Origin of the sequence: Pseudomonas sp. NPDC089422 (genome assembly GCF_044749405.1) — a bacterium.
Classification (GTDB): Bacteria; Pseudomonadota; Gammaproteobacteria; order Pseudomonadales; family Pseudomonadaceae; genus Aquipseudomonas.
Window position 1 is genome coordinate 315291 of sequence record NZ_JBIVHW010000005.1, and the last position, 20852, is coordinate 336142.

General features: G+C 63.7%; 21 protein-coding genes. 11 read left to right on the forward strand and 10 right to left on the reverse strand.

Annotated elements, in window-relative coordinates:
* Positions 1-3 precede the first annotated feature (3 nt).
* From flgC to ACIPZ8_RS12130, 4 genes are all read right to left on the reverse strand, one after another.
* Positions 4-447: a flagellar basal body rod protein FlgC gene (gene flgC / locus ACIPZ8_RS12115; RefSeq protein ID WP_027921143.1), complete on the reverse strand. Its 444-nt coding sequence runs from the start codon at positions 445-447 to the stop codon at positions 4-6.
* Positions 448-450: 3 nt separating this feature from the next.
* A complete protein-coding gene (gene flgB, locus ACIPZ8_RS12120) occupies positions 451-858 on the reverse strand; it encodes a flagellar basal body rod protein FlgB (protein WP_085677749.1) in 408 nt (135 codons plus the stop codon).
* Positions 859-1140: 282 nt separating this feature from the next.
* Positions 1141-1968: a protein-glutamate O-methyltransferase CheR gene (gene cheR / locus ACIPZ8_RS12125; RefSeq protein WP_400723104.1), complete on the reverse strand. Its 828-nt coding sequence runs from the start codon at positions 1966-1968 to the stop codon at positions 1141-1143.
* Positions 1969-2019: 51 nt separating this feature from the next.
* On the reverse strand, positions 2020-2949 hold the full coding sequence (locus ACIPZ8_RS12130) for a chemotaxis protein CheV (RefSeq protein WP_079229157.1): 930 nt from the start codon (positions 2947-2949) through the stop codon (positions 2020-2022).
* Between the two features lie 78 nt (positions 2950-3027).
* Between ACIPZ8_RS12130 and flgA the strand changes: the two genes are divergently transcribed.
* The 4 genes from flgA to ACIPZ8_RS12150 all read left to right on the forward strand — a co-directional run bounded on the left by flgA (position 3028) and on the right by ACIPZ8_RS12150 (position 5588).
* Positions 3028-3780 (forward strand): flagellar basal body P-ring formation chaperone FlgA, encoded by a 753-nt coding sequence (flgA, locus tag ACIPZ8_RS12135; protein WP_400723107.1) that lies wholly within the window; start codon positions 3028-3030, stop codon positions 3778-3780.
* Positions 3781-3931: 151 nt separating this feature from the next.
* Positions 3932-4246 carry a flagellar biosynthesis anti-sigma factor FlgM gene (gene flgM, locus ACIPZ8_RS12140; protein WP_254484235.1) on the forward strand — a complete coding sequence of 105 codons (315 nt, stop codon included), beginning with the start codon at positions 3932-3934 and terminating at the stop codon, positions 4244-4246.
* Positions 4247-4296: 50 nt separating this feature from the next.
* Positions 4297-4764, forward strand: a complete 468-nt coding sequence (locus ACIPZ8_RS12145) for a flagella synthesis protein FlgN (protein WP_060508334.1) — start codon at positions 4297-4299, stop codon at positions 4762-4764.
* 80 nt (positions 4765-4844) lie between these two features.
* A complete protein-coding gene (locus tag ACIPZ8_RS12150; RefSeq protein WP_400723111.1) occupies positions 4845-5588 on the forward strand; it encodes a flagellar brake protein in 744 nt (247 codons plus the stop codon).
* 104 nt (positions 5589-5692) lie between these two features.
* Here ACIPZ8_RS12150 and ACIPZ8_RS12155 read toward each other — a convergent pair whose 3' ends face one another.
* The 3 genes from ACIPZ8_RS12155 to bkdR all read right to left on the reverse strand — a co-directional run bounded on the left by ACIPZ8_RS12155 (position 5693) and on the right by bkdR (position 9077).
* Positions 5693-7036, reverse strand: coding sequence for an MFS transporter (locus ACIPZ8_RS12155; protein WP_400723114.1), 1344 nt, complete (start codon positions 7034-7036; stop codon positions 5693-5695).
* Positions 7037-7166: 130 nt separating this feature from the next.
* A complete protein-coding gene (locus ACIPZ8_RS12160; RefSeq protein ID WP_400723293.1) occupies positions 7167-8408 on the reverse strand; it encodes a glutamine synthetase family protein in 1242 nt (413 codons plus the stop codon).
* 183 nt (positions 8409-8591) lie between these two features.
* Positions 8592-9077 (reverse strand): Bkd operon transcriptional regulator BkdR, encoded by a 486-nt coding sequence (bkdR, locus tag ACIPZ8_RS12165; RefSeq protein WP_400663626.1) that lies wholly within the window; start codon positions 9075-9077, stop codon positions 8592-8594.
* A gap of 197 nt (positions 9078-9274) precedes the next feature.
* On the opposite strand from bkdR, the gene ACIPZ8_RS12170 reads away from it, so the two are divergent.
* From ACIPZ8_RS12170 to lpdA, 4 genes are read left to right on the forward strand one after another with little or no spacing between them, the layout of a single operon-like run.
* A complete protein-coding gene (locus ACIPZ8_RS12170; protein WP_400723117.1) occupies positions 9275-10507 on the forward strand; it encodes a 3-methyl-2-oxobutanoate dehydrogenase (2-methylpropanoyl-transferring) subunit alpha in 1233 nt (410 codons plus the stop codon).
* Between the two features lies 1 nt (position 10508).
* A complete protein-coding gene (locus tag ACIPZ8_RS12175; protein WP_103446456.1) occupies positions 10509-11567 on the forward strand; it encodes an alpha-ketoacid dehydrogenase subunit beta in 1059 nt (352 codons plus the stop codon).
* Positions 11568-12845: a dihydrolipoamide acetyltransferase family protein gene (locus tag ACIPZ8_RS12180; RefSeq protein ID WP_400723120.1), complete on the forward strand. Its 1278-nt coding sequence runs from the start codon at positions 11568-11570 to the stop codon at positions 12843-12845.
* A 2-nt stretch (positions 12846-12847) separates the two neighbouring features.
* A complete protein-coding gene (gene lpdA / locus ACIPZ8_RS12185; protein WP_400723123.1) occupies positions 12848-14227 on the forward strand; it encodes a dihydrolipoyl dehydrogenase in 1380 nt (459 codons plus the stop codon).
* Positions 14228-14284: 57 nt separating this feature from the next.
* Here lpdA and ACIPZ8_RS12190 read toward each other — a convergent pair whose 3' ends face one another.
* Both ACIPZ8_RS12190 and ACIPZ8_RS12195 read right to left on the reverse strand, forming a co-directional pair.
* Positions 14285-15283: a diguanylate cyclase domain-containing protein gene (locus tag ACIPZ8_RS12190; RefSeq protein WP_400723125.1), complete on the reverse strand. Its 999-nt coding sequence runs from the start codon at positions 15281-15283 to the stop codon at positions 14285-14287.
* A 217-nt stretch (positions 15284-15500) separates the two neighbouring features.
* Positions 15501-16379: a LysR family transcriptional regulator gene (locus ACIPZ8_RS12195; RefSeq protein WP_400723127.1), complete on the reverse strand. Its 879-nt coding sequence runs from the start codon at positions 16377-16379 to the stop codon at positions 15501-15503.
* A 107-nt stretch (positions 16380-16486) separates the two neighbouring features.
* Between ACIPZ8_RS12195 and ACIPZ8_RS12200 the strand changes: the two genes are divergently transcribed.
* Complete coding sequence (locus ACIPZ8_RS12200; protein WP_400723128.1) at positions 16487-17206, forward strand: AzlC family ABC transporter permease; 720 nt, start codon at positions 16487-16489, stop codon at positions 17204-17206.
* Positions 17203-17529: an AzlD domain-containing protein gene (locus tag ACIPZ8_RS12205; RefSeq protein ID WP_400723130.1), complete on the forward strand. Its 327-nt coding sequence runs from the start codon at positions 17203-17205 to the stop codon at positions 17527-17529. Before ACIPZ8_RS12200 ends, ACIPZ8_RS12205 begins: the two co-directional genes overlap by 4 nt.
* 345 nt (positions 17530-17874) lie before the next feature.
* On the opposite strand, the gene ACIPZ8_RS12210 is transcribed toward ACIPZ8_RS12205, so the two are convergent.
* A complete protein-coding gene (locus ACIPZ8_RS12210) occupies positions 17875-19713 on the reverse strand; it encodes a diguanylate cyclase domain-containing protein (RefSeq protein WP_400723132.1) in 1839 nt (612 codons plus the stop codon).
* Positions 19714-19844: 131 nt separating this feature from the next.
* Here ACIPZ8_RS12210 and ACIPZ8_RS12215 point away from each other — a divergent pair, with 131 nt between their 5' ends.
* Positions 19845-20801, forward strand: coding sequence for an endonuclease (locus tag ACIPZ8_RS12215; protein ID WP_400723134.1), 957 nt, complete (start codon positions 19845-19847; stop codon positions 20799-20801).
* Positions 20802-20852 lie beyond the last annotated feature (51 nt).

A 20852-nucleotide genomic window follows, 5' to 3' on the forward strand; every position in this document is an offset into this window, starting at 1 on the left:
TTATCACTGACCCAGGGTCAGTACTTTCTGCATCATGTTCTTGGCGGTGTTCATCAGCTCGGCGTTGGTCTGGAACGCACGGCTGGCGGAGATCATGTCAGCCATCTCCTCGACCACGTTGACGTTCGGGTAATAGACGTAGCCGTCCTTGTTTGCCGCCGGATGATTCGGCTCGTAGCGAGCCTCCAGATTGCTCTGGTCTTCGACGATGCCCTTGACCTGCACACCCTGCCCTGCCTCGCCCTGGTCCTCGAACAGCGACTGGCTGACGCCGCTTTGCGCGTTCTGGAAAGTGGTGGCGAACACCGGGTGGCGTGCACGGTAGGTCTGGTCGATGCTCGACGACACGGTCTCGGCGTTGGCGATGTTCGAGGCAACGGTGTTGAGGCGGGTGTTCTGCGCGCTCATGCCACTGCCGGCAATGTTGAAAACACTGGAAAGGGACATGAATTACTCTCCGCGCAGGGCCGAAACCAGCCCTTTGAATTTACTGTTGAGCAAGGTGAAGCTGGCCTGGAAGCCGATGGCGTTTTCCGTGTAGTTCGATTGCTCGATCTGGGCGTCCACGGTGTTCTGGTCGATCGACGGCTGGGTCGGCACGCGGTATTGCATCGTGTCGTCAGCCATCGCCAGGCCTTCGGCCTCGATGTGGCGGCTGTTGGTGCGGTCCATGGCGAAGCGGCCGCTTTGCTGCTTCTGGCTCTCGGCGGCGAGCACCGAAGAGAAGTCCATGTCACGGGCCTTGTAGTTGGGCGTGTCGGCGTTGGCGATGTTGTTGGCCAGCACCTCGGCGCGCTGGGCGCGGAAGCCCAGTGCCTTTTCGTGAATGCCAAGCGCCTTGTCGAAACTGATGCTCATGTCGGGGAAACCTTCGAAGGTTGGCCGGAATTTCGTTGAGCAAGGTGTAGCAAGGGCTGTGCCACATTTGCGAAAGCCCGGAAATGCTGGGGTGTAGCACTGACGGCTGATGGCGCGATGCCAGAAAAGCGGCAAAGTGCTTCCGCCTGGCGAAGCGAAAGCGGCAATTGCCGGGTGGCAAAAGCGGCAAAACAAAAAATTGACGTCATTTATCTTTTGCCCGCGAAAGGGCCGGCACAGGCAAACAAAAAGGCCGGCAACTTGAGTGCCGGCCTTCTCGCTTTACTTGGCCTGGTAGATGATCCCCGGGCTGCACTGAACCATCTGGTAGTGGTCCGGCAACCCGTTCAGCGCCTCCGAGGCACCGAGGAACAGGTAGCCCCCAGGCTTCAGGGTGCTGTGGATACGCAACAGGATGTCCTTCTTCACCTGCGCCGAGAAGTAGATCAGCACATTGCGGCAGAACACGATGTCGAACTTGCCCAGGCTCGCATAGCTGTCGAGCAGGTTGAACGAACGGAACTCGACACGGCTGCGGATTGCCGGCTTGACCGCCCAGCGCCCAGGTGCCTTGGTGTCGAAGTAACGCTGCAGGCGCTCCTGGGACAGGCCGCGGGCAATCGCCAGGCTGTCGTACTCACCGGTCTTGCAGTTGGTCAGCATCGACCCGGACAGGTCGGTGGCAACGATCTGCGCCCCCATCTTCAGCTGGCCCAGGTTGCTGCGCTCGAATTCGTCGATGGCCATCGAGATCGAGTACGGCTCCTGACCCGACGAGCAGGCCGCCGACCACATGCGCAGGCGCTGCCCCGGGTTGTTCCTGATGAACTCGGGAATGACCTTGTTCTTCAGCACTTCGAACGGGTAGGTATCGCGAAACCACAGGGTCTCGTTGGTGGTCATCGCATCCACCACCTGTTCGCGCAGGCCGCCCCGCGGCTGGGCCTGGATGCGCTGCACCAGCTCGCCCAGGCTCTTGATGCCCTGCTGCTCCATGAGCTTGTTGAGACGGCTGGAAACCAGATACTGCTTATTCTCGCCCAGCAGGATGCCACAGGCTTTTTCCAGGAAGACCCTGAACTGTTCGAACTCCAAATTACCCGTAGACACTACTGCCGCCTCTTTTCAATCACTGGTGCCGGGAGCATGCCCCCGGCTGCTTCAATGCGCTGCCTTGATCCGGTCGACCACGCGCTGGGCCAGGTCGTCCGGCTTGAACTTGGCCAGGAAATCATCAGCCCCGACCTTCTTGACCATCGCCTGGTTGAACACCCCGGACAACGAAGTATGCAGGCAGATGTGCAATTTTTGCATACGCGGGTCGCTGCGGATCTCTGCGGTAAGCGTATAGCCGTCCATTTCCGGCATTTCAATGTCGGAGATCATCATCAGGAACTCTTCTTCCGGCTTCTTGCCCTCGTCGACCAGCTTGCGCAGGTAGTCCAGGGCCTGTCGGCCATCGTTGAGCGCCACCACCTCCACACCCACCGTCTGCAGGCAGCGGCTGACCTGCTTGCGCGCCACCGACGAATCGTCGACGGTCAGCACCCGCAGCAGCGTGGCCTTGTCCTGCACCTCGGCATCGACCACCCCGGCAGACACCGACTCGGACGACGGTGCCACTTCGGCCAGTACCTTCTCCACGTCGATGATCTCGACCATGCGGTTGTCGACCCGGGTGACGGCGGTCAGGTAGTGGTCGCGCCCCGTGCCCTTGGGTGGCGGATGAATCTCTTCCCAGTTCATGTTGACGATGCGCTCGACCGAGTGCACCAGGAAGCCCTGGGTCTTGGTGTTGTACTCGGTGATGATCACGAAGCTGTTGCGCGTGTCTTCCTGCAACCCCGGCAGGCCGGTCGCCATCGACAGGTCGAGGATCGGGATGGTTGCCCCGCGAATGTTGGCAACGCCCCGCACCACCGGGTGCGACTTGGGCAGCACGGTCAGTTCCGGACACTGCAGCACTTCGCGAACCTTGAACACGTTGATGCCGTATAGCTGCGCCCCGTTGAGACGGAACAGCAGCAACTCCAGGCGATTCTGCCCGACCAGCTGCGTGCGCTGGTTGACTGAATCCATTACCCCCGCCATGCCTGACTCCTTATGCGTTCTGCCTTTTTGGTGCTACGTGGTCACCAAGTCGGCACGGGCTTTGCTTTTTTGAGCGCCATGTACACGAAAACGACAAATTTCCGACGACTGACACACCTGCTGAGCAGCACGCTCGCCGTGCTGTGCCTGCTGGCACCCGGCGTTCGCACGCTGGCGGACGCGGTTACCTTGCCTGAACAGCTTATCGGTGTCACCCAAGGGTTTCTTGAATTCAGCGTCGAGGACTACCTGGCCACCACCCAGACCCCCGGGCGCTACGAAATCCAGGTCAACCCGCTCGATCCGCGCCTGCGCATGCCACTGTGCAGCCAACAGCTGGACGCTTCGCTGGAAAGCCCGGCGCAACCACTGGGCCGCGTGACCGTGCGGGTGCGCTGCGACGGCAGCGCACCGTGGACCATCTTCGTGCCAGCGACAGTGAAGCTGTTCCGCGACGTGGTGGTGGTGACCCGCCCGCTCAAGCGCGACAACGTCGTTGGCGAAGGCGACGTGGCCCTGCGCGAACGTGACGTCGGTACGCTGACCCAGGGTTTCCTGACCGACCTCGACCAGGCGGTGGGCATGAAAATGGTGCGACCGACGGTGCTCGACCAGGTGCTCACGGCACAGCACCTGGAGCAAGCCGAAGTGGTACGCAAGGGCGACCATGTGGTGATCACCGCGCGCAGCGGCCCCTTGAGCGTGCGCATGCCCGGTGAAGCCTTGGCCAAGGGCGGCCAGGGCGAGCAGATCCGCGTGCGCAACCTCAATTCGCAGCGGGTGGTCAAGGCCCGGGTCACCGGCCCCGGCCAGGTCGAGGTCGCCATGTAGATTACGCTGGCGGTGTGCAACTGCTTTTCCTAAACTGTGCCAGAAACGGGTTCGCGAGCTTGCTGACAGGCGGCTGAGCATTTGTGCCTAAAGTTTCTTTCGGGTTGGCCGAAAACAAGGCAAGCGTCCAAATACCCAGAGGTTTCTGATCATGGTCATCGACTTCAGTCGTTTGAATAACTCTCCGTCCATCACGGGCGGCGTTCGTGGCAACGCCACGTCCGGCAACGCCGAGAAAACCGGCGAAACCCAAGAAGCGCCGAAAAGCGCCAGCGCCAGCGGAGAAGCGGTACACCTCAGCCAAGAGGCCCAGCAGTTGCAAAAGGTCAGCGACAAGCTGCGCGACCAGCCCGTCGTCAACAGTGCCCGCGTGGCGCAGTTGAAGCAGGCGATCGCAGACGGCAGCTACCAGGTCGATGCCGGCCGGGTCGCCAGCAAACTGCTCGATTTCGAAGCCCAGCGCTGACCGTTCGGCGCGCTGACTTCACGGACGCTATGTAAAGCCAAGAGTTAGCCATGCACGACATCACTTTGCTGCAACTGATCGAAGACGACATCGCCCCGACCCAGGAACTGCTCGACCTGCTCCAGCAGGAGTCGGTAGCCCTGCACGGCCGCGACATGGCGCCGCTGGAGGGCATCCTGGCCCGCAAGCAGTCGCTGATCGTCCTGCTCGAGCAGCAAGGCATGCGCCGCAACAACCTGCTCACCAGCCTTGGCCTCAGCGCCAATCGCGCCGGGGTGCAGGCATTGGCGGCACAGTCGGACAACGGCGAGCTGATCCTGCAGCAGCTCGATGTGCTGACCCAGCTGATGGATGCCTGCCAGAAGGTCAACGAGACCAATGGCCGGATCATCCAGGTGCAGCAACACGTCACGGCCAACCAGATCAGAATCCTCCAGGGCGGCGAAGCACCGTCGCTCTACGACAGCCGTGGCGCCACTTCACCACTTGCCAAGCCCCGGGCGCTCAGCCAAGTGTGATTACTTCTATCAAGGCACGGAACATACTGGCAAAATGCCGTTACTTGCGTGTGTCGTTTTTGCCTGGAGATTGAAAACCCGTGTTCAATGAAACCGATGCCCCGCAACCGCCGAAGGTGCTGAACACGCCCTTGGAGATCGCGGCCAACCTGCGCCAGCTGCAAGACAGCCATGATCCGCTGATCATCACCTTCCATGAGCGCAGCCAGCGGTTCCAGAGCTACGTGGTACACGTGGACCGTGAAAGCAATACCCTGGCGCTGGACGAGATGATCCCGCGCGATGGTGAAAAATTCATCGAGAACGGCGAACCTTTCCGCGTCGAAGGCTTCCACGACGGCGTGCGAATCGCCTGGGAATGCAATCACGAGCTGAAGATCAGCGAAGTCGACGGCCACCGCTGCTACCGCGGCGCGATGCCGGAAGAGATGACCTACCACCAGCGTCGCAACGCCTTCCGCGCGGCGCTGAAGCTGTCGCAACTGGTCGACATCATCCTCGACGGCACCCACCTCAAGGGCAACGGCGCCTTGCGCGGCAAGCTGCTCGACATCTCCGCCACCGGCTGCAAGCTGCGCTTCGACGGCAACGTCGAGGATCGCCTGCAACTGGGCCAGGTGTACGAGCGCTTCAAGGCCAGCAACCCGCTGGGCCTGGTGGACACCATGGTCGAACTGCGCCACCTGCATTTTGAAGAGCGGATCAACACCACCTTCGCTGGCGTACGCTTCCATAATCTCAACGGCCAGGCACAGCGCAAGGTCGAGAGTTTCGTCTACCAGCTGCAGCGTGAGGCGCGGCGGTTCGACAAAGACGATTATTGATCGTACCTGGAATGCAGAACGCCACCCATCGGGTGGCGTTCTTGTTTGTGTGTTTGCAGGACCGGCCTCTTCGCGGGCTTGCCCGCGAAGAGGCCGGCGCAGTACTAGAGTGATTTACTGACCTCATCCTCAGACCGTGGCTCGGCTACCGGCTCGGCCTTCTCTTCATCCTCGGTATCCTCAGCCGCCACCGGCGCCTGCATCACTTCCTGCACGGTCTGTTCATCGACCCGTGGGTCAAGCGCGGCCGACAGTGGCGAACCGGCAGCCGGCATGGCCACGTGCCCCAGCGGCGCATCCTGCACCTGATGCAAACCGGTAACCGCCTTCGGCCGGATCCGCCACACCAGCACCAGGGCGAAGAACGCGAAGAAGGCATAGAGCATCTGCGCCCCCAGTGCCTTCATCAGCACCCCCGCCGCCAATGGCCCGATACAGGCCCCCACGCCATAAGTGACCAGCAGCATGGCAGTCAGCGACACCCGCCGCTCGCTCTCGACGTGGTCATTGGAGAACGCCACCGCCAGCGGGTACAGGCAGAATTGCAGCAACGAGATCAAGAAGCCGATGCCGAACAGTACCTCCAGTGGCACGCTCGGCAGGACCGCCAGCGGCGCCGAAGCCAGCGCCAGGCCCACCGCGACGCTGCGGATCAACACGGCCCTGTCGTAGCGGTCGGACAACCAGCCCAGCGGCCACTGCACCAGCAGCCCGGCAAAAATGCAGCAACCCATGAACAGACCGATCTGCTCGGTGGACATGCCCTGGCTCGAAGCGTACAACGGCGCCAGGCCGTAGAACGAACCGACGATCAAGCCTGAACCCAGCACCGTGCTGAGCGACTGCGGCACCCGCTTGATGAAGAACTTCGGCTCCATCGGAGCCGGGCGCAACGGCGCCGGGTGGATGCGCCGGGTCATCGCCACCGGCACCAGGCACAGGGCAAAGCACATGGCCACCAGCATCAGCAGTTCCGGGCCCAGCTGCGGGTGTACCACCAGGATCAGCTGGCCGAGCACCAGGCCAAGATAGGACGCGATCATGTAGCCACTGAACACCGCACCGCGGTGCTTGGCTTCGGCCTGTTCGTTGAGCCAGCTCTCGATGACCATGTACTGGCACATCATGCCCAGGCCGACGATCATCCGCAGCCCGACCCACACCGGCAGCCAGCTGGTCATGCCATGCCCCAGCACCGCCGCGCAGACGATGCCGGCGCAAGTGGCGTAGGCCCTGATGTGCCCGACCCGGCCGATCAGCCGGTGGCCGATCTTGCCGCCCACGGCAAGGCCGAAATAGTTGGCCGCCATCAATGCACCGACCCATAGGCTGTCGACATGATCGGCCGCCAGGCGCAGCGCCAGGTAGGTACTGAGCAGGCCCGAGCCGATCAACATCATCAAGGCGGCGAAATACAACGACTGAAAGGGCTTCCAGATGTTTCGCATACGTCCCGTCGAACTCCCTGGTCAGGTGGCGTTGGCTTGCTGGCAAGCATAAAAGCAAAATGGCCGCGGCGCAGTCCCCTGCCGGACAAATAGCCGGACAGGGGCGCGTCCAGTGCCGGTTGTGTCGCGATCAGGCCTGTGCGGCCAGCACGCGCCGCTCCCACGGAGTGATCTCGTTGAAGAAATCGGTCAGTTCCAGGGTCTTGCTGGCCAGGTAGCCTTCGATGAACTCACTGCCGAACAGTTCCCGTGCCAGGGCGCTGCGCTTGAGGCGCTCAAGGGCCGCATGCAGGGTGCACGGCAGGCTCAGCTGTTCCGGCACCTCGAACTCGCCCTGGATCGCCGCGCCTGGCTGCAGACGCTGCTCGATGCCGTGCAGGCCGGCGGCCAGGCTGGCAGCGATGGCCAGGTAGGGGTTGGCGTCGGCGCCCGGCAGGCGGTTCTCGACCCGCCGTGCCACCGGGGCACTGGCCGGAATGCGCAGGCCAGCCGCGCGGTTGTCCTCGGACCAGCAAGCATTGTTCGGCGAGGCGTAGGGGTGGCACAGCCGCTGGTAGGAGTTGACGTTGGGCGCGAACAGCGCGGTGAAATCGGCCATGCACGCCTGCTGACCGCCGATGAAATGGTAGAAGGTGTCGGTCGGCTGGCCTTGCTCATCGCTGAACACGTTGCGCCCGCTGGCGATCTCGACCACGCTCTGGTGAATGTGCATGGAGCTGCCCGGGGTGTGCGCCAACGGTTTGGCCATGCACACCACACTCAGGCCATGCTTGAGTGCCACTTCCTTCAGCAGGTGCTTGAACAGGAAGGTCTGGTCGGCCAGCAGCAGCGGGTCGCCGTGCAATAAATTGATCTCGAACTGGCTCACGCCCATTTCGTGCATGAAGGTGTCACGTGGCAGGCCAAGGGCCGCCATGCACTGGTAGACCTCCTGGAAGAACGGGCGCAGACCGTTGTTGGAACTGACGCTGAACGCCGAATGGCCAAGCTCGCGGCGGCCATCCTTGCCAACGGGCGGCAGGAAGGGTTGCTGCGGGTCGGTGTTGGGGGCGAAGACGAAGAACTCCAGCTCGGTCGCCACCACCGGTGCCAGGCCAAGGGCGGCGTAGCGGGCGATCACCGCCTTGAGCTGCCCCCGCGTGGACAGCCCCGAAGGCCGGCCATCGAGCTCGTTGGCATCACAGATGGCCAGCGCCAGGCCCTCCTCGCTCCACGGCAGGCGGTGGATCTGCGCAGGCTCCGCCACCAGCGCGAGGTCGCCGTCGTCGCTACCGTAGAAGCGCGCCGGCGGGTAGCCGCCCATGATGCATTGCAGCAGCACCCCGCGGGCCATCTGCAGGCGGCGGCCTTCGAGGAAGCCCTCGGCGGTCATCACCTTGCCGCGGGGAACGCCGTTGAGGTCGGGGGTGACGCATTCGATCTGGTCGATGCCCTGGAGGAGCTCGGCAGGCGAGCGGTGGGCGGCGGTGGTCATGACGCTTGTCCTTGTTGTTATAGGCTGACAACAACATAGGCTTGGGGTGTTTAAAATATCAAGCACCCTTGCTGGCCAGAGCTATTCGCGCAAGGTCATGCCATTGGAAGGCAACGGCAACGCCGTCTTGTAGCGCACCTGCTTGAGGGCAAAGCTGGAGCGAATGTTGGCCACCCCCGGCAAGCGCGTCAGGTAATCGAGAAACCGCTCCAGCGCCTGGATGCTTGGCAACAGCACCCGCAGCAGGTAATCCGGGTCGCCGGTCATCAGGTAGCACTCCATCACCTCGGGCCGCTCGGCGATCTCTTCCTCGAAACGGTGCAACGCCGTTTCCACCTGCTTCTCCAGGCTGACATGGATGAACACGTTCACGTCCAGCCCCAGCACCTCTGGCGACAGCAGGGTCACCTGCTGACGAATCACGCCCAGTTCCTCCATGGCCTTGACCCGGTTGAAACAGGGCGTCGGCGACAGGTTCACCGACCGCGCCAGTTCCGCGTTGGTGATGCGGGCGTTGTCCTGGAGGCTGTTGAGAATGCCGATATCGGTACGATCGAGCTTGCGCATGAGACAAATTCACCGGTTTTTTATGTTTATCCGGAATGTTTATCTCCCCAGCCAGACAAAGGCAATCAACTTGAGAGAAAAATTCTCCTGCACCCCCACTAAGATGTAGATGACGCTGACCTGCCAGTCACAAGCCGGTACTCAGCGGCGGCCGCTTCAGAGCTCACAAAAACAACATCCGAGCGAGCGTAAAAAGCATGAACGAGTACGCCCCCCTGCGTTTGCATGTGCCCGAGCCCACCGGCCGGCCAGGCTGCCAGACCGATTTCTCCTACCTGCGCCTGAACGACGCAGGGCAAGTCCGTAAACCCCCGATCGATGTCGACGCTGCCGACACCGCCGACCTGTCCAAAAGCCTGGTCCGCGTGCTCGACGAGCAAGGCAACGCCCAAGGCCCGTGGGCCGAGGACATCGACCCGCAGATCCTGCGCCAAGGCATGCGCGCGATGCTCAAGACGCGCATCTTCGACAGCCGCATGGTGGTTGCCCAGCGCCAGAAGAAGATGTCCTTCTACATGCAGAGCCTGGGCGAGGAAGCCATCGGCAGTGCCCAGGCGCTGGCGCTCAACCGCACCGACATGTGCTTCCCCACCTACCGCCAGCAGAGCATCCTCATGGCCCGCGACGTGTCGCTGGTGGAGATGATCTGCCAGTTGCTGTCCAACGAGCGCGATCCGCTCAAGGGCCGCCAGTTGCCGATCATGTATTCGGTGCGCGAAGCCGGTTTCTTCACCATCAGCGGCAACCTGGCGACCCAGTTCGTGCAGGCGGTCGGCTGGGCCATGGCCTCGGCGATCAAGGGCGATACCAAGATCGCCTCGGCCTGGATCGGCGACGGCGCCACCGCCGAGTCGGACTTCCATACCGCCCTCACCTTCGCCCATGTCTACCGCGCCCCGGTGATCCTCAACGTGGTCAACAACCAGTGGGCGATCTCCACCTTCCAGGCCATCGCCGGTGGCGAGCAGACCACCTTCGCCGGCCGTGGCGTGGGTTGCGGCATCGCCTCGCTGCGCGTGGACGGCAACGACTTCGTCGCCGTCTACGCCGCCTCGCGCTGGGCCGCCGAACGTGCCCGCCGCGGCCTGGGCCCTTCGCTGATCGAGTGGGTCACCTACCGCGCCGGCCCGCACTCGACCTCGGACGACCCGTCCAAGTACCGCCCGGCCGATGACTGGAGCCACTTCCCGCTGGGCGACCCGATCACCCGCCTGAAGCAGCACCTGATCAAAATCGGCCACTGGTCCGAGGAAGAGCACCAGGCCACCACCGCCGAGTTCGAAGCCGCGGTCATCGCTGCGCAGAAGGAAGCGGAACAGTACGGCACCCTGGCCAACGGCCACATCCCGAGCGCGGCCTCGATGTTCGAGGACGTGTACAAGGAAATGCCTGACCACCTGCGCCGTCAACGCCAGGAACTGGGGGTCTGAGATGAACGATCACAACAACAGCATCAACCCGGAAACCGCCATGGCCACCAGCACACTGACCATGATCCAGGCCCTGCGCTCGGCCATGGATGTCATGCTCGAGCGCGACGACAATGTGGTGATCTACGGTCAGGACGTCGGTTACTTCGGCGGCGTGTTCCGTTGCACCGAGGGCCTGCAGGCCAAGTACGGCAAGTCGCGGGTGTTCGACGCCCCGATTTCGGAAAGCGGCATCGTCGGCACCGCCGTGGGCATGGGCGCCTACGGCCTGCGCCCGGTGGTGGAGATCCAGTTCGCCGACTACTTCTACCCGGCGTCCGACCAGATCGTCTCGGAAATGGCCCGCCTGCGCTACCGCTCGGCCGGCGAGTTCATCGCCCCGCTGACCCTGCGCATGCCCTGCGGCGGCGGCATCTACGGTGGCCAGACCCACAGCCAGAGCCCGGAGGCGATGTTCACCCAGGTCTGCGGCTTGCGCACGGTGATGCCGTCCAACCCGTATGACGCCAAAGGCTTGCTGATCGCCTCGATCGAATGCGACGACCCGGTGATCTTCCTCGAGCCCAAGCGCCTGTACAACGGCCCGTTCGACGGCCACCACGACCGCCCTGTCACCCCTTGGTCGAAACACCCGCAAAGTGCGGTACCGGACGGCTACTACACAGTGCCGCTGGACAAGGCGGCGATCACCCGCCCGGGCAACGATGTCACCGTGCTGACCTACGGCACCACCGTCTACGTGGCCCAGGTGGCTGCCGAGGAAAGCGGCGTCGATGCCGAAGTCATCGACCTGCGCAGCCTCTGGCCGCTGGACCTGGAGACCATCGTCGAGTCGGTGAAGAAGACCGGCCGCTGCGTGGTCGTGCATGAAGCCACCCGCACCTGCGGCTTCGGCGCCGAACTGGTGTCGCTGGTGCAGGAGCACTGCTTCCACCACCTCGAGGCACCGATCGAGCGCGTCACCGGCTGGGACACCCCCTACCCCCACGCACAGGAATGGGCTTACTTCCCAGGCCCTTCGCGGGTAGGCGCGGCATTGAAACGGGTCATGGAGGTCTGAATGGGCACGCACGTCATCAAGATGCCGGACATTGGCGAAGGCATCGCGCAGGTCGAGTTGGTGGAATGGTTCGTCAAGGTCGGCGACGTGATCGCCGAGGACCAGGTGGTGGCCGATGTCATGACCGACAAGGCCACCGTGGAAATCCCGTCTCCGGTCAGCGGCAAGGTGCTGGCCCTGGGTGGCCAGCCAGGTGAAGTGATGGCGGTCGGCAGCGAGCTGATCCGCATCGAAGTGGAAGGCAGCGGCAACCATGTGGATGTGCCGCAGGCGAAACCTGTGGAAGCGCACAGCGCGCCCGTTGTACCTGCTGCACCCAAGCCGGAAGCGAAAGCGCCACCGCCGGCAGCCTTGCAGGCACCCGAGCATCACGTCGAAGCCGCGATCGTGCCGCGCCAGCCGGGCGACAAGCCGCTGGCCTCGCCGGCGGTGCGCAAGCGTGCCCTGGATGCCGGCATCGAGCTGCGCTATGTGCATGGCAGCGGCCCGGCCGGGCGCATCCTGCACGAAGACCTCGACGCCTTCATGAGCAAGCCGCACAGCGCTGCCGGCCAGGCGCCGAGCGGCTATGCCAAGCGCACCGACAGCGAGCAGGTGCAAGTGATCGGCCTGCGCCGCAAGATCGCCCAGCGCATGCAGGACGCCAAGCGCCGTGTCGCGCACTTCAGCTACGTGGAAGAGATCGACGTCACCGCCGTGGAGGCCCTGCGCCAGCAGCTCAATGCCAAGCACGGTGACACGCGCGGCAAGCTGACCCTGCTGCCGTTCCTGGTCCGTGCCCTGGTGGTGGCCTTGCGCGACTTCCCGCAGATCAACGCCACCTACGACGACGAAGCCCAGGTCATCACCCGCCACGGTGCGGTGCATGTGGGCATCGCTACCCAGGGTGACAACGGCCTGATGGTGCCGGTACTGCGCCATGCCGAAGCGGCCAGCCTGTGGGCCAACGCCGGCGAGATCGCGCGCTTGGCCAACGCCGCACGGAGCAACAAGGCCAGCCGTGAAGAACTGAGCGGCTCGACCATCACCCTGACCAGCCTCGGCGCCCTCGGCGGCATCGTCAGCACCCCGGTGGTCAACACCCCGGAAGTGGCGATCGTCGGCGTCAACCGCATCGTCGAGCGCCCCGTAGTGATCGACGGCCAGATCGTCGTGCGCAAGATGATGAACCTGTCCAGCTCGTTCGACCACCGGGTGGTCGATGGCATGGATGCCGCGCAGTTCATCCAGGCCGTGCGTGGCCTGCTCGAACAACCTGCCTGTCTGTTCCTGGAGTGAGCATGTCCCCGATCATCGACACCACCCTGCTGATCATCGGCGGCGGCCCCGGCGGCTACGTGGCCGCCATCCGCGCCGGGCAACTGGGCATCCCAACCGTGCTGGTCGAAGGCCAGGCCCTGGGCGGCACCTGCCTGAACATCGGCTGCATCCCGTCCAAGGCACTGATCCATGTGGCCGAGCAGTTCCACCAGACCGCATGCTTTGCCGGGCAGTCACCACTGGGCATCAGCGTCGATAGCCCACGCCTGGACATCGGCCAGAGCGTCGCCTGGAAAGACGGCATCGTCGACCGCCTGACCACCGGCGTGGCCGCCTTGCTGAAAAAGCATGGGGTCAAGGTCATCCACGGCTGGGCGAAAATCCTCGACGGCAAGCAGGTCGAGGTCGACGGCCAGCGCATCCGCTGCGAGCACCTGCTGCTGGCCACCGGCTCGCACAGCGTCGAACTGCCGATGCTGCCGCTCGGCGGGCCGATCATCTCCTCCACCGAAGCCCTGGCACCCAAGGCCCTGCCCAAGCACCTGGTGGTGGTGGGCGGCGGTTACATCGGCCTGGAACTGGGCATCGCCTATCGCAAGCTGGGGGCGCAGGTCAGCGTGGTGGAAGCACGCGAGCGTATTTTGCCGACCTATGACAGCGAACTGACCGCACCCGTGGCCGAATCGCTGAAGAAACTGGGCATCGCCCTGCACCTGGGGCACAGCGTCGAAGGCTACGAGAACGGCTGCCTGCTGGCCAGCGATGGCCAAGGCGGGCAACTGCGTCTGGAAGCCGACCGGGTGCTGGTGGCCGTGGGCCGTCGGCCACGGACCAGAGGCTTCAACCTGGAATGCCTGGACCTGAAGATGGACGGCGCCGCCATCGCCATTGACGAGCGCTGCCAGACCAGCATGCGCAACGTCTGGGCCATCGGTGACGTGGCCGGCGAACCGATGCTCGCCCACCGCGCCATGGCACAGGGCGAGATGGTTGCCGAAATCATTGCTGGCAACACCCGGCGTTTCGAACCCGCCGCGATTGCCGCGGTGTGCTTCACCGATCCGGAAGTCGTGGTAGCGGGCAAGACGCCGGAGCAAGCCAGCCAGCAAGGGCTGGACTGCATCGTCGCGCAATTCCCGTTCGCCGCCAACGGCCGGGCCATGAGCCTGGAATCGAAAAGCGGTTTCGTGCGCGTGGTGGCGCGGCGTGACAATCACCTGATCGTCGGCTGGCAAGCGGTGGGCGTGGCGGTTTCGGAACTGTCCACGGCATTTGCCCAGTCGCTGGAGATGGGCGCACGGCTGGAGGATGTGGCCGGGACCATTCATGCCCATCCGACCCTGGGCGAGGCGGTGCAGGAAGCCGCGCTCCGGGCACTGGGCCACGCACTGCATATCTGACCTGTAGGAGCGGCCTTGCCGGGGCGCCGGCAAGGCCGTTCCTACAAATACCGCGCTTCACTCGGAAATCATGTTCTTGCCTGCATCCTTGGCCCGGTACAAGGCCTTGTCAGCCCGGGCCAACAGATCTTCCTGGCCCTCCCCTTCCTGCCATTGCACCACGCCATAACTCATGGTCAGCCAGCACTCACCTACCGGTTCGAGCCGCTCCATCACTTGGCGCAACTGCCCCGCCAGTTCGAGCGCCTCGCCCAGTGTGGTCTGCGGCAGCACCATGACGAACTCGTCGCCGCCCCAGCGTGCCAGCAGGTCGAGTTCACGCAGGCTGGTGTTCAGGTTCTCGACCACCCGGATCAATGCCGCATCGCCACGGGCGTGACCATATCGATCATTGATCGGCTTGAAATCATCCAGGTCCATGGCGATCAGCGCCAACGGCTGACGAAAGCGCTGGGCCCGTTCGCATTCCTGCTGCAAGGTCTTCTCCAGCCGGTAGCGATTGGCAATGCGCGTCAAGGCATCGCGCTCGGCGAGGATGCAGTTCTCGTCCAGCTGGCGCTGCAGTTGCTGGTTGACCCAGGAAAGTTCGCGGGTACGTTCGGCCACCTGGGCTTCCAGCGAATGGTTTTTCTGCTCGAGCTGCGCCACCAGGCGCTTGCCAGCATCGATATTGCGGTGGGCACCGAGCATGCGTGCCACCGAACCATCCTCGTTGCGATCGATGACATGACCGCTGTCCTCGACCCACAGGTAACTGCCATCGTGGCAACGGCAGCGGTACTCGATCAGATAGCGCTCGTTGCGCTGGTTGATATAGGCCTCGAAGTGCGCCATCACCCGCGGGTAGTCCTCGGGGTGGATCACGCTTTCCCAGGTCAGTACGGTGTTGGCCATGGAATGGCTTTCGTAGCCGAGCATGGCGTACCAGCCTGGGTTGCGGTAGACGTAACCGGTATTGGCATTCCAGTCCCAGATACCATCACTGACCAACGCGAACAGCGTGGCCAATTGTTGCTCACTGAAGCCGGCAGGTGCCGGCATTGCTTCCTGACTCATGGACGCTCTCCCTGGTGTCCAGCAACTGCGCCCTCATTAAGGTGCTGCCCACAGTGCTTGTGATTGCCGCAGGCGGCAACTTGCTTCCTCTGACAGGCAAGCTTATGCCTGGCGGCCAACGACCGGAATAGCCCGAACGTCCTATTTTTGTGGCCTGCACGGCTAGCAAGTGACGGGCAGACAGCGCAAACCGAGCCAGCGCAACGTTGACCACACCTCAGGCCAGCCGTTTCAAGGCCTCTTCCACCGCCGCCACGCGTGGGTTGCCCGTGGCACCCGGCAAGCGCCATGCCGCGATGGTCAGCCCCAACGGCACCGAGCGGGCCAGGGGCGCGACCAGTTCGCCACTGTCGAGGTACGGCTGGATGAGGCTCCTGCGCCCGATCAGCACGCCGGCGCCCAGCAAGGCTTGCTGCACGGCAATCGAATAAAGGGAAAAACCGGGGCCGCGGGCCACGAAGTGCTGTTCAGGCATGATCGCCGCCGACCATACATCCCAGTCCTGCCAACCGACATCCTTGATGCAGCGCGCACTGGCCAGGTCTGCCGGCGCGGTGATCTGCGCGGCCAGCGCGGGGCTGCACACCGGCAGGATGTCTTCATCGGCCAGCTTGCGCTGGCCGCGCTCGAGCTGCTCGACGTAGAACAGGCAAAGGTCGAACGGGCTGCGCTTGAGGTTGGGCGGCTCATCGACCGCCGTCACGGATACCTCGATGGGTGCGAGCATTTCGGTCAGGCGCGGCAGCCGCGGCCCGATCCACAGCTGCGCCAATGCCGGCGAGGTCACGATATGCACCCGCTGCGGCGCGGCCAGCCGACGCAAGGTACGGGCAGCCTCCTCCACCGCATCGAAGGCCTCGGTGAACTGCGTCTTCACGCTCTCGCCCAGCGGGGTCAGGCGCACGCCCTTGGCATGGCGCTCGAACAGGGCTGCGCCGTACTGGGTTTCCAGGGTCTTGATCAACGCCGCAATCGCCCCCGGCGTGACCTTCAGTTCTTGCGCAGCCCGGGCAAAACCGCCGAGCCGCGCCGAGGCTTCGAACGCGCGCAGGGCATTGAGCTGCAGGGTGTGCCGGGTGGGCGAATCGAGTGACATGGTTTCAGGCCTAGTTTTTTTAGGCCTAATATTCCAGAAATCTGCGTTGTGACCAAGCTGTACGGGCTTTACCTTGAGCGAGCCTGATGAATTTCCAAGGAACGCCCATGCATTACAAAAGCGCGATGCACGCATTCACCGAGGGTGTCCGCGCGGTTCTGCCACTGATGACTGGCATGGTGCCCTTCGGCCTGATCACCGGGGTGACGGCCATCGGCATCGGCATGTCGCCGCTCGACGCGATGGGCATGACCTTGCTGTTCTATTCCGGTTCCGCGCAGATGGTGGTACTGCAACTGATGCAGAGCGGCGCGCTGCCGCTGACCATGGTGGTCACCGCCCTGGTGATCAACCTGCGCTTCCTGATGTACAGCGCCGCGCTGGCCCCGCATTTGAGCGACCTGCCACGGCGCAAGAGCTGGCCGTTGTCCTTCCTGCTTTCCGACCAGTCGTTCGCCCTGTGCAGCCTGAAATTCGGCGCCGGCGGCCTCGGTCGATTTGCCTTCCCCTATTACCTGGGCACCGCCTTGCCGATGTGGTTCGGCTGGAACCTGGCGGTGCTGGCCGGCGTGTACCTGGGTACCGGCATACCTGAGTCCTGGTCGCTGGGCTTTGCCATTCCCCTGTCGTTCCTGGCACTGCTGGTGCCGGGTATCCGTAACCCGGCGATGCTGGGCGCCGCAGTGGTTGGCGGTGTGCTGGCCGTGCTGGCACACGACCTGCCCTACAACCTCGGCCTGCTGGTCGCCTCGCTGGGCGGCGTGATCAGCGGGCTGAGCATCGAGCAATTGCGCAAGGGCGCAGCCGTGGCAGCGGAGGCGCCATGAACGACATGACTCCATGGATCACCTTCGCCCTGATCGGCCTGGGCACTTTTGCGATACGGCTGTCGTTCATCGAATTCTACGGCGCGTTGCGCATTCCGCCGATGTTGCGCCGTGCGCTGGTGTATGTGCCGGCCAGTGTGTTGGCGGCGCTGGTGCTGCCGGCCGTGGTGTTCAAGGCCGGGCAACCGGGTATCGACTGGAGCAACCCGCAGATACCGGCGGCGATCGTGGCCGGGCTGGTCGCCTGGCGCACGCGCAGCACGCTGCTGACCCTGGCGGTGGGTATGGGGGTGTTGTGGGGGTTGCAGTATTTGGGGGTGTGATTGGCTGAGGATGGCGTTGAGGCGGGCAGGTGTTCGCCACAACACATTCAGCGCCTATGAGATCGAGCGCCGCCCGCGCGGCGCATCGCAGGCAAGCCTGCTCCTACATTTGTTTCGGGCCAATTATTCCTGAGGCCCTGGCGCGCGGTCCCTTGTGTGTACGTCGCGAAATTGAGTCATGCACCAAGGGTACGCGCGCCAATGGAACAGGCTTGACTGGCCCGAAACAGATGTAGGAGCAGGCTTGCCTGCGATGCGCCGCGCGGGCGGCGCTCGATCTCATAGGCGCTGAAAATGTTGTGGCAGGCACATGGAGGCCCTGATGCCCTCTTCAGGCGATCCCCCTCAATCCCCCACCAGACTGAACCTGTTCCGCCCCCCTCGCTTGGCCTCATACATTGCCTTGTCCGCCAACGCCAAAGCCTCCTCGGCACTTTGCGGATCATGCCCGGACAAATTCAGATAAACCCCGATACTGGCCCCCACAGCCACCTCACCCCCCTCCACGGCGATCGGCGCCGACAGCACATCGCACAGCTTGCGCGCGATATCCCGGGCTGACGCCTGGTTGGCCACGGCCTGGGCGATGACCACGAACTCGTCACCGGCCAGCCTGGCCACCGTGTCATCAGCGCGCATGATCGCCAGCATGCGCCCCGCAGCAGCCTGCAACACGGCATCACCCGCCTCATGGCCATGCTGGTCGTTGACTTGCTTGAAGCCATCCAGGTCGATGAAGAACAAGGCAAACGCAGCCCGCTGCTGCAGGGCGAAATCCAGCTCTTCATGCAATGCCGCGCGGTTGGGCAACCCGGTCAGCGGGTCGAGCGTGGCCTGGTCGAGCAGGGTCTTTTCCTTGCGCTTGCGTTCGGTCACGTCCAGCGACATGACGAAAAAGCCCTCCACCTTGCCGTTGCGGATATCCGGTACATAGGACGCGTGCCAGATCCGCGAGTCGTCGGGGCTGTAACGCACGTTGTCAGCCTCCACCCGCTCGCCGGCCAATGCCTTGTGGAAGCAAGGCAGCAGCTGCTGGTACACGTCCGCCGGCAGCACATCCTGCACCTTGCGGCCTTTGAGCTGGATCGGCTCGACGCCGAAGATCTGCCGGTACACGGCATTGTTGAAGCGGTATTCGAGGTTGGTGCCGATCTGCGCGATCAGCACCGGGATATTGTCGGCGATGGCCTGCAGGGTTTCCTGGCTGCGTGCCAGCTCTTCGGTGCGCTGCGCCACCTGCTGCTCCAGGGTCGCCTGGTAGCGCTGCAGTTGCTGCTGGCGGCGCTTGCGTTCGCTGACGTCACGCACGAACACGACCAGTTGCTCGGTAACGCCGCGCTCGTTGCGCAGCGCCGACACGCTCAGTTCGCTCCACAGTGCGCCATTGCCGGGGGTGACCAGCCGTACTTCGATGACCAGCGAATCCTGCTCGCCGGCAACGATCTGTTGCCAAGGCTCGTCCAGTTTGGCCAGGTCCTGCGGTTCGATCAGCTCGCCCAGCCGGGTCAGCACCAGCCACTCCTTGGCCCTGCCCAGCAGCTGGCAGAATTCGCGGTTTGGCTCGAGGATGCGCCCGTCAAGGCCGACCAGGGCCTTGCTCGTCGGGCTGTTGTCGAACACCCGGTGGAAGCGCGCCTCGGAGGACACCAGGGCACCCTGCTCCGCCTGCTGCACCGCGCTGCCCGAGTCGATGGCCAGGCTGCGGTGGAGCATCTCGCGCTCGACGATCCGCGCCAGGTCGCGCAGGTGCGCCAACTCGGTTTCCGACACCTGGCGGGGCCGGGTGTCCAGCACGCACAGGGTGCCCACGGTCAGCTCGCCGGCAAAGCGCAGCGGCACGCCGGCATAGAAGCGGATGCGCGGCCCACCGGTCACCAGCGGGTTGTCCTCGAATCGCGGATCGGCGCAGGCATCCGGGATCACCAGAATGTCTTCGGCATGTAGGGCATGGGCACAGAACGCCACATCGCGCGTGGTTTCGGCAACATCCACGCCCTGGCGCGACTTGAACCACTGGCGGTTCATGTCGACCAGCGACACCAGGGCCATGGGCACATCAAGCAGCACACTGGCCAAGCGGGTGATGCGGTCGAACGTTTCCTCGGCCGGGGTATCGAGGATATTCAGGCTCTCGAGGAAACACAGGCGGGCTGCCTCGTTAAGAGGCGACGGGGCAATTTGCATGGCGATTCGCTCGACTAGATCCTGACCCGCAAACGATAGCGCCGCAGCGCTCAAGCGCAAGCCTTTCATCTCTTCTATCGAATCGCTCAAGCCGTATAATCGCGTTTTTTTGTAAGCCTAAGACGTATTTCATGAAGAAACTGCTTTGCGCCGTCGCCCTCGCCTTCGCCGCCATCCCCGCTGCCTTCGCCACCCCACCCGCCACCTTCACCGAAGCCAAGGTGGTTGCCAAACAGAAGATCTACCTCGACCAGGGCAACAGCGCCATGGGCGAGTTGTACTGTGGTTGCAAGTGGACCTGGGTCGGCAAGTCCGGTGGCCGGGTCGACCTGAAATCCTGTGGTTATGAAACCCGCAAGCTGCAGACCCGCGCCGAGCGTACCGAGTGGGAACACATCGTCCCGGCCTGGACCTTCGGCCACCAGCGCCAATGCTGGCAGAACGGCGGGCGTGAGCAGTGCGTCGACAGCGACCCGACCTTCCGCGCCATGGAAGCCGACCTGTTCAACCTCTACCCGTCCGTGGGCGAAGTGAACGGTGACCGCAGCAACTTCAACTACGGCATGGTATCCGGCGTTGCGCCGCAGTACGGCCAGTGCACCACCAAGATCGACTTCCAGCAGAAAACCGCCGAACCGCGCGACGAGGTGAAGGGGCTGGTGGCACGCACCACGTTCTACATGTTCGATCGCTACAAGCTGAACATGTCGCGCCAGCAGCAACAGGTGCTGATGGCCTGGGACAAGCAGCACCCGGTGACGGCCTGGGAGAAGCAGCGTGATCAGCGCATTGCCGCGATCATGGGGCACAACAACCCGTTCGTGACCGGTGAGCGCAAGTGGGCGCTGGGGTATACGCCGCAGGGTGCGGCTGTGGTGCCGGCTACCGCAGTGAAAGAGGCGGCCAAGCCGACGCTGGCCAGTACCGCGGCAAGCGGTGCGGTGGTTGGTAACCGCAATAGCCATGTGTATCACCTGGCCAGCGGGTGCCCGGGGTATAGCCAGGTTTCGCAGAAGAACCAGGTGGCGTTTGGCAGCGAGGCCGAAGCGCAGGCGGCGGGGTATCGCAAGGCGGGGAACTGCAAGTAACGGCGTGAGGGTTGTGTGAGGGCTGCCATGCGCCTGCCACAACAGGCGCTG

What these genes read in the sequence shown, in the direction of transcription:
- ACIPZ8_RS12145 (WP_060508334.1), top strand. Translation starts at nt 4,297, where the DNA reads ATGCACGACATCACTTTGCTGCAACTGATCGAAGACGACATCGCCCCG.
- flgM (WP_254484235.1), top strand. Translation starts at nt 3,932, where the DNA reads ATGGTCATCGACTTCAGTCGTTTGAATAACTCTCCGTCCATCACGGGC.
- ACIPZ8_RS12190 (WP_400723125.1), bottom strand. Translation starts at nt 15,283, where the DNA reads ATGAGTCAGGAAGCAATGCCGGCACCTGCCGGCTTCAGTGAGCAACAA.
- flgB (WP_085677749.1), bottom strand. Translation starts at nt 858, where the DNA reads ATGAGCATCAGTTTCGACAAGGCGCTTGGCATTCACGAAAAGGCACTG.
- ACIPZ8_RS12155 (WP_400723114.1), bottom strand. Translation starts at nt 7,036, where the DNA reads ATGCGAAACATCTGGAAGCCCTTTCAGTCGTTGTATTTCGCCGCCTTG.
- lpdA (WP_400723123.1), top strand. Translation starts at nt 12,848, where the DNA reads ATGTCCCCGATCATCGACACCACCCTGCTGATCATCGGCGGCGGCCCC.
- flgC (WP_027921143.1), bottom strand. Translation starts at nt 447, where the DNA reads ATGTCCCTTTCCAGTGTTTTCAACATTGCCGGCAGTGGCATGAGCGCG.
- ACIPZ8_RS12195 (WP_400723127.1), bottom strand. Translation starts at nt 16,379, where the DNA reads ATGTCACTCGATTCGCCCACCCGGCACACCCTGCAGCTCAATGCCCTG.
- ACIPZ8_RS12175 (WP_103446456.1), top strand. Translation starts at nt 10,509, where the DNA reads ATGAACGATCACAACAACAGCATCAACCCGGAAACCGCCATGGCCACC.
- ACIPZ8_RS12200 (WP_400723128.1), top strand. Translation starts at nt 16,487, where the DNA reads ATGCATTACAAAAGCGCGATGCACGCATTCACCGAGGGTGTCCGCGCG.
- ACIPZ8_RS12215 (WP_400723134.1), top strand. Translation starts at nt 19,845, where the DNA reads ATGAAGAAACTGCTTTGCGCCGTCGCCCTCGCCTTCGCCGCCATCCCC.
- ACIPZ8_RS12130 (WP_079229157.1), bottom strand. Translation starts at nt 2,949, where the DNA reads ATGGCGGGGGTAATGGATTCAGTCAACCAGCGCACGCAGCTGGTCGGG.
- ACIPZ8_RS12205 (WP_400723130.1), top strand. Translation starts at nt 17,203, where the DNA reads ATGAACGACATGACTCCATGGATCACCTTCGCCCTGATCGGCCTGGGC.
- flgA (WP_400723107.1), top strand. Translation starts at nt 3,028, where the DNA reads ATGTACACGAAAACGACAAATTTCCGACGACTGACACACCTGCTGAGC.
- ACIPZ8_RS12160 (WP_400723293.1), bottom strand. Translation starts at nt 8,408, where the DNA reads ATGACCGCCGAGGGCTTCCTCGAAGGCCGCCGCCTGCAGATGGCCCGC.
- ACIPZ8_RS12180 (WP_400723120.1), top strand. Translation starts at nt 11,568, where the DNA reads ATGGGCACGCACGTCATCAAGATGCCGGACATTGGCGAAGGCATCGCG.
- ACIPZ8_RS12210 (WP_400723132.1), bottom strand. Translation starts at nt 19,713, where the DNA reads ATGCAAATTGCCCCGTCGCCTCTTAACGAGGCAGCCCGCCTGTGTTTC.
- ACIPZ8_RS12170 (WP_400723117.1), top strand. Translation starts at nt 9,275, where the DNA reads ATGAACGAGTACGCCCCCCTGCGTTTGCATGTGCCCGAGCCCACCGGC.
- bkdR (WP_400663626.1), bottom strand. Translation starts at nt 9,077, where the DNA reads ATGCGCAAGCTCGATCGTACCGATATCGGCATTCTCAACAGCCTCCAG.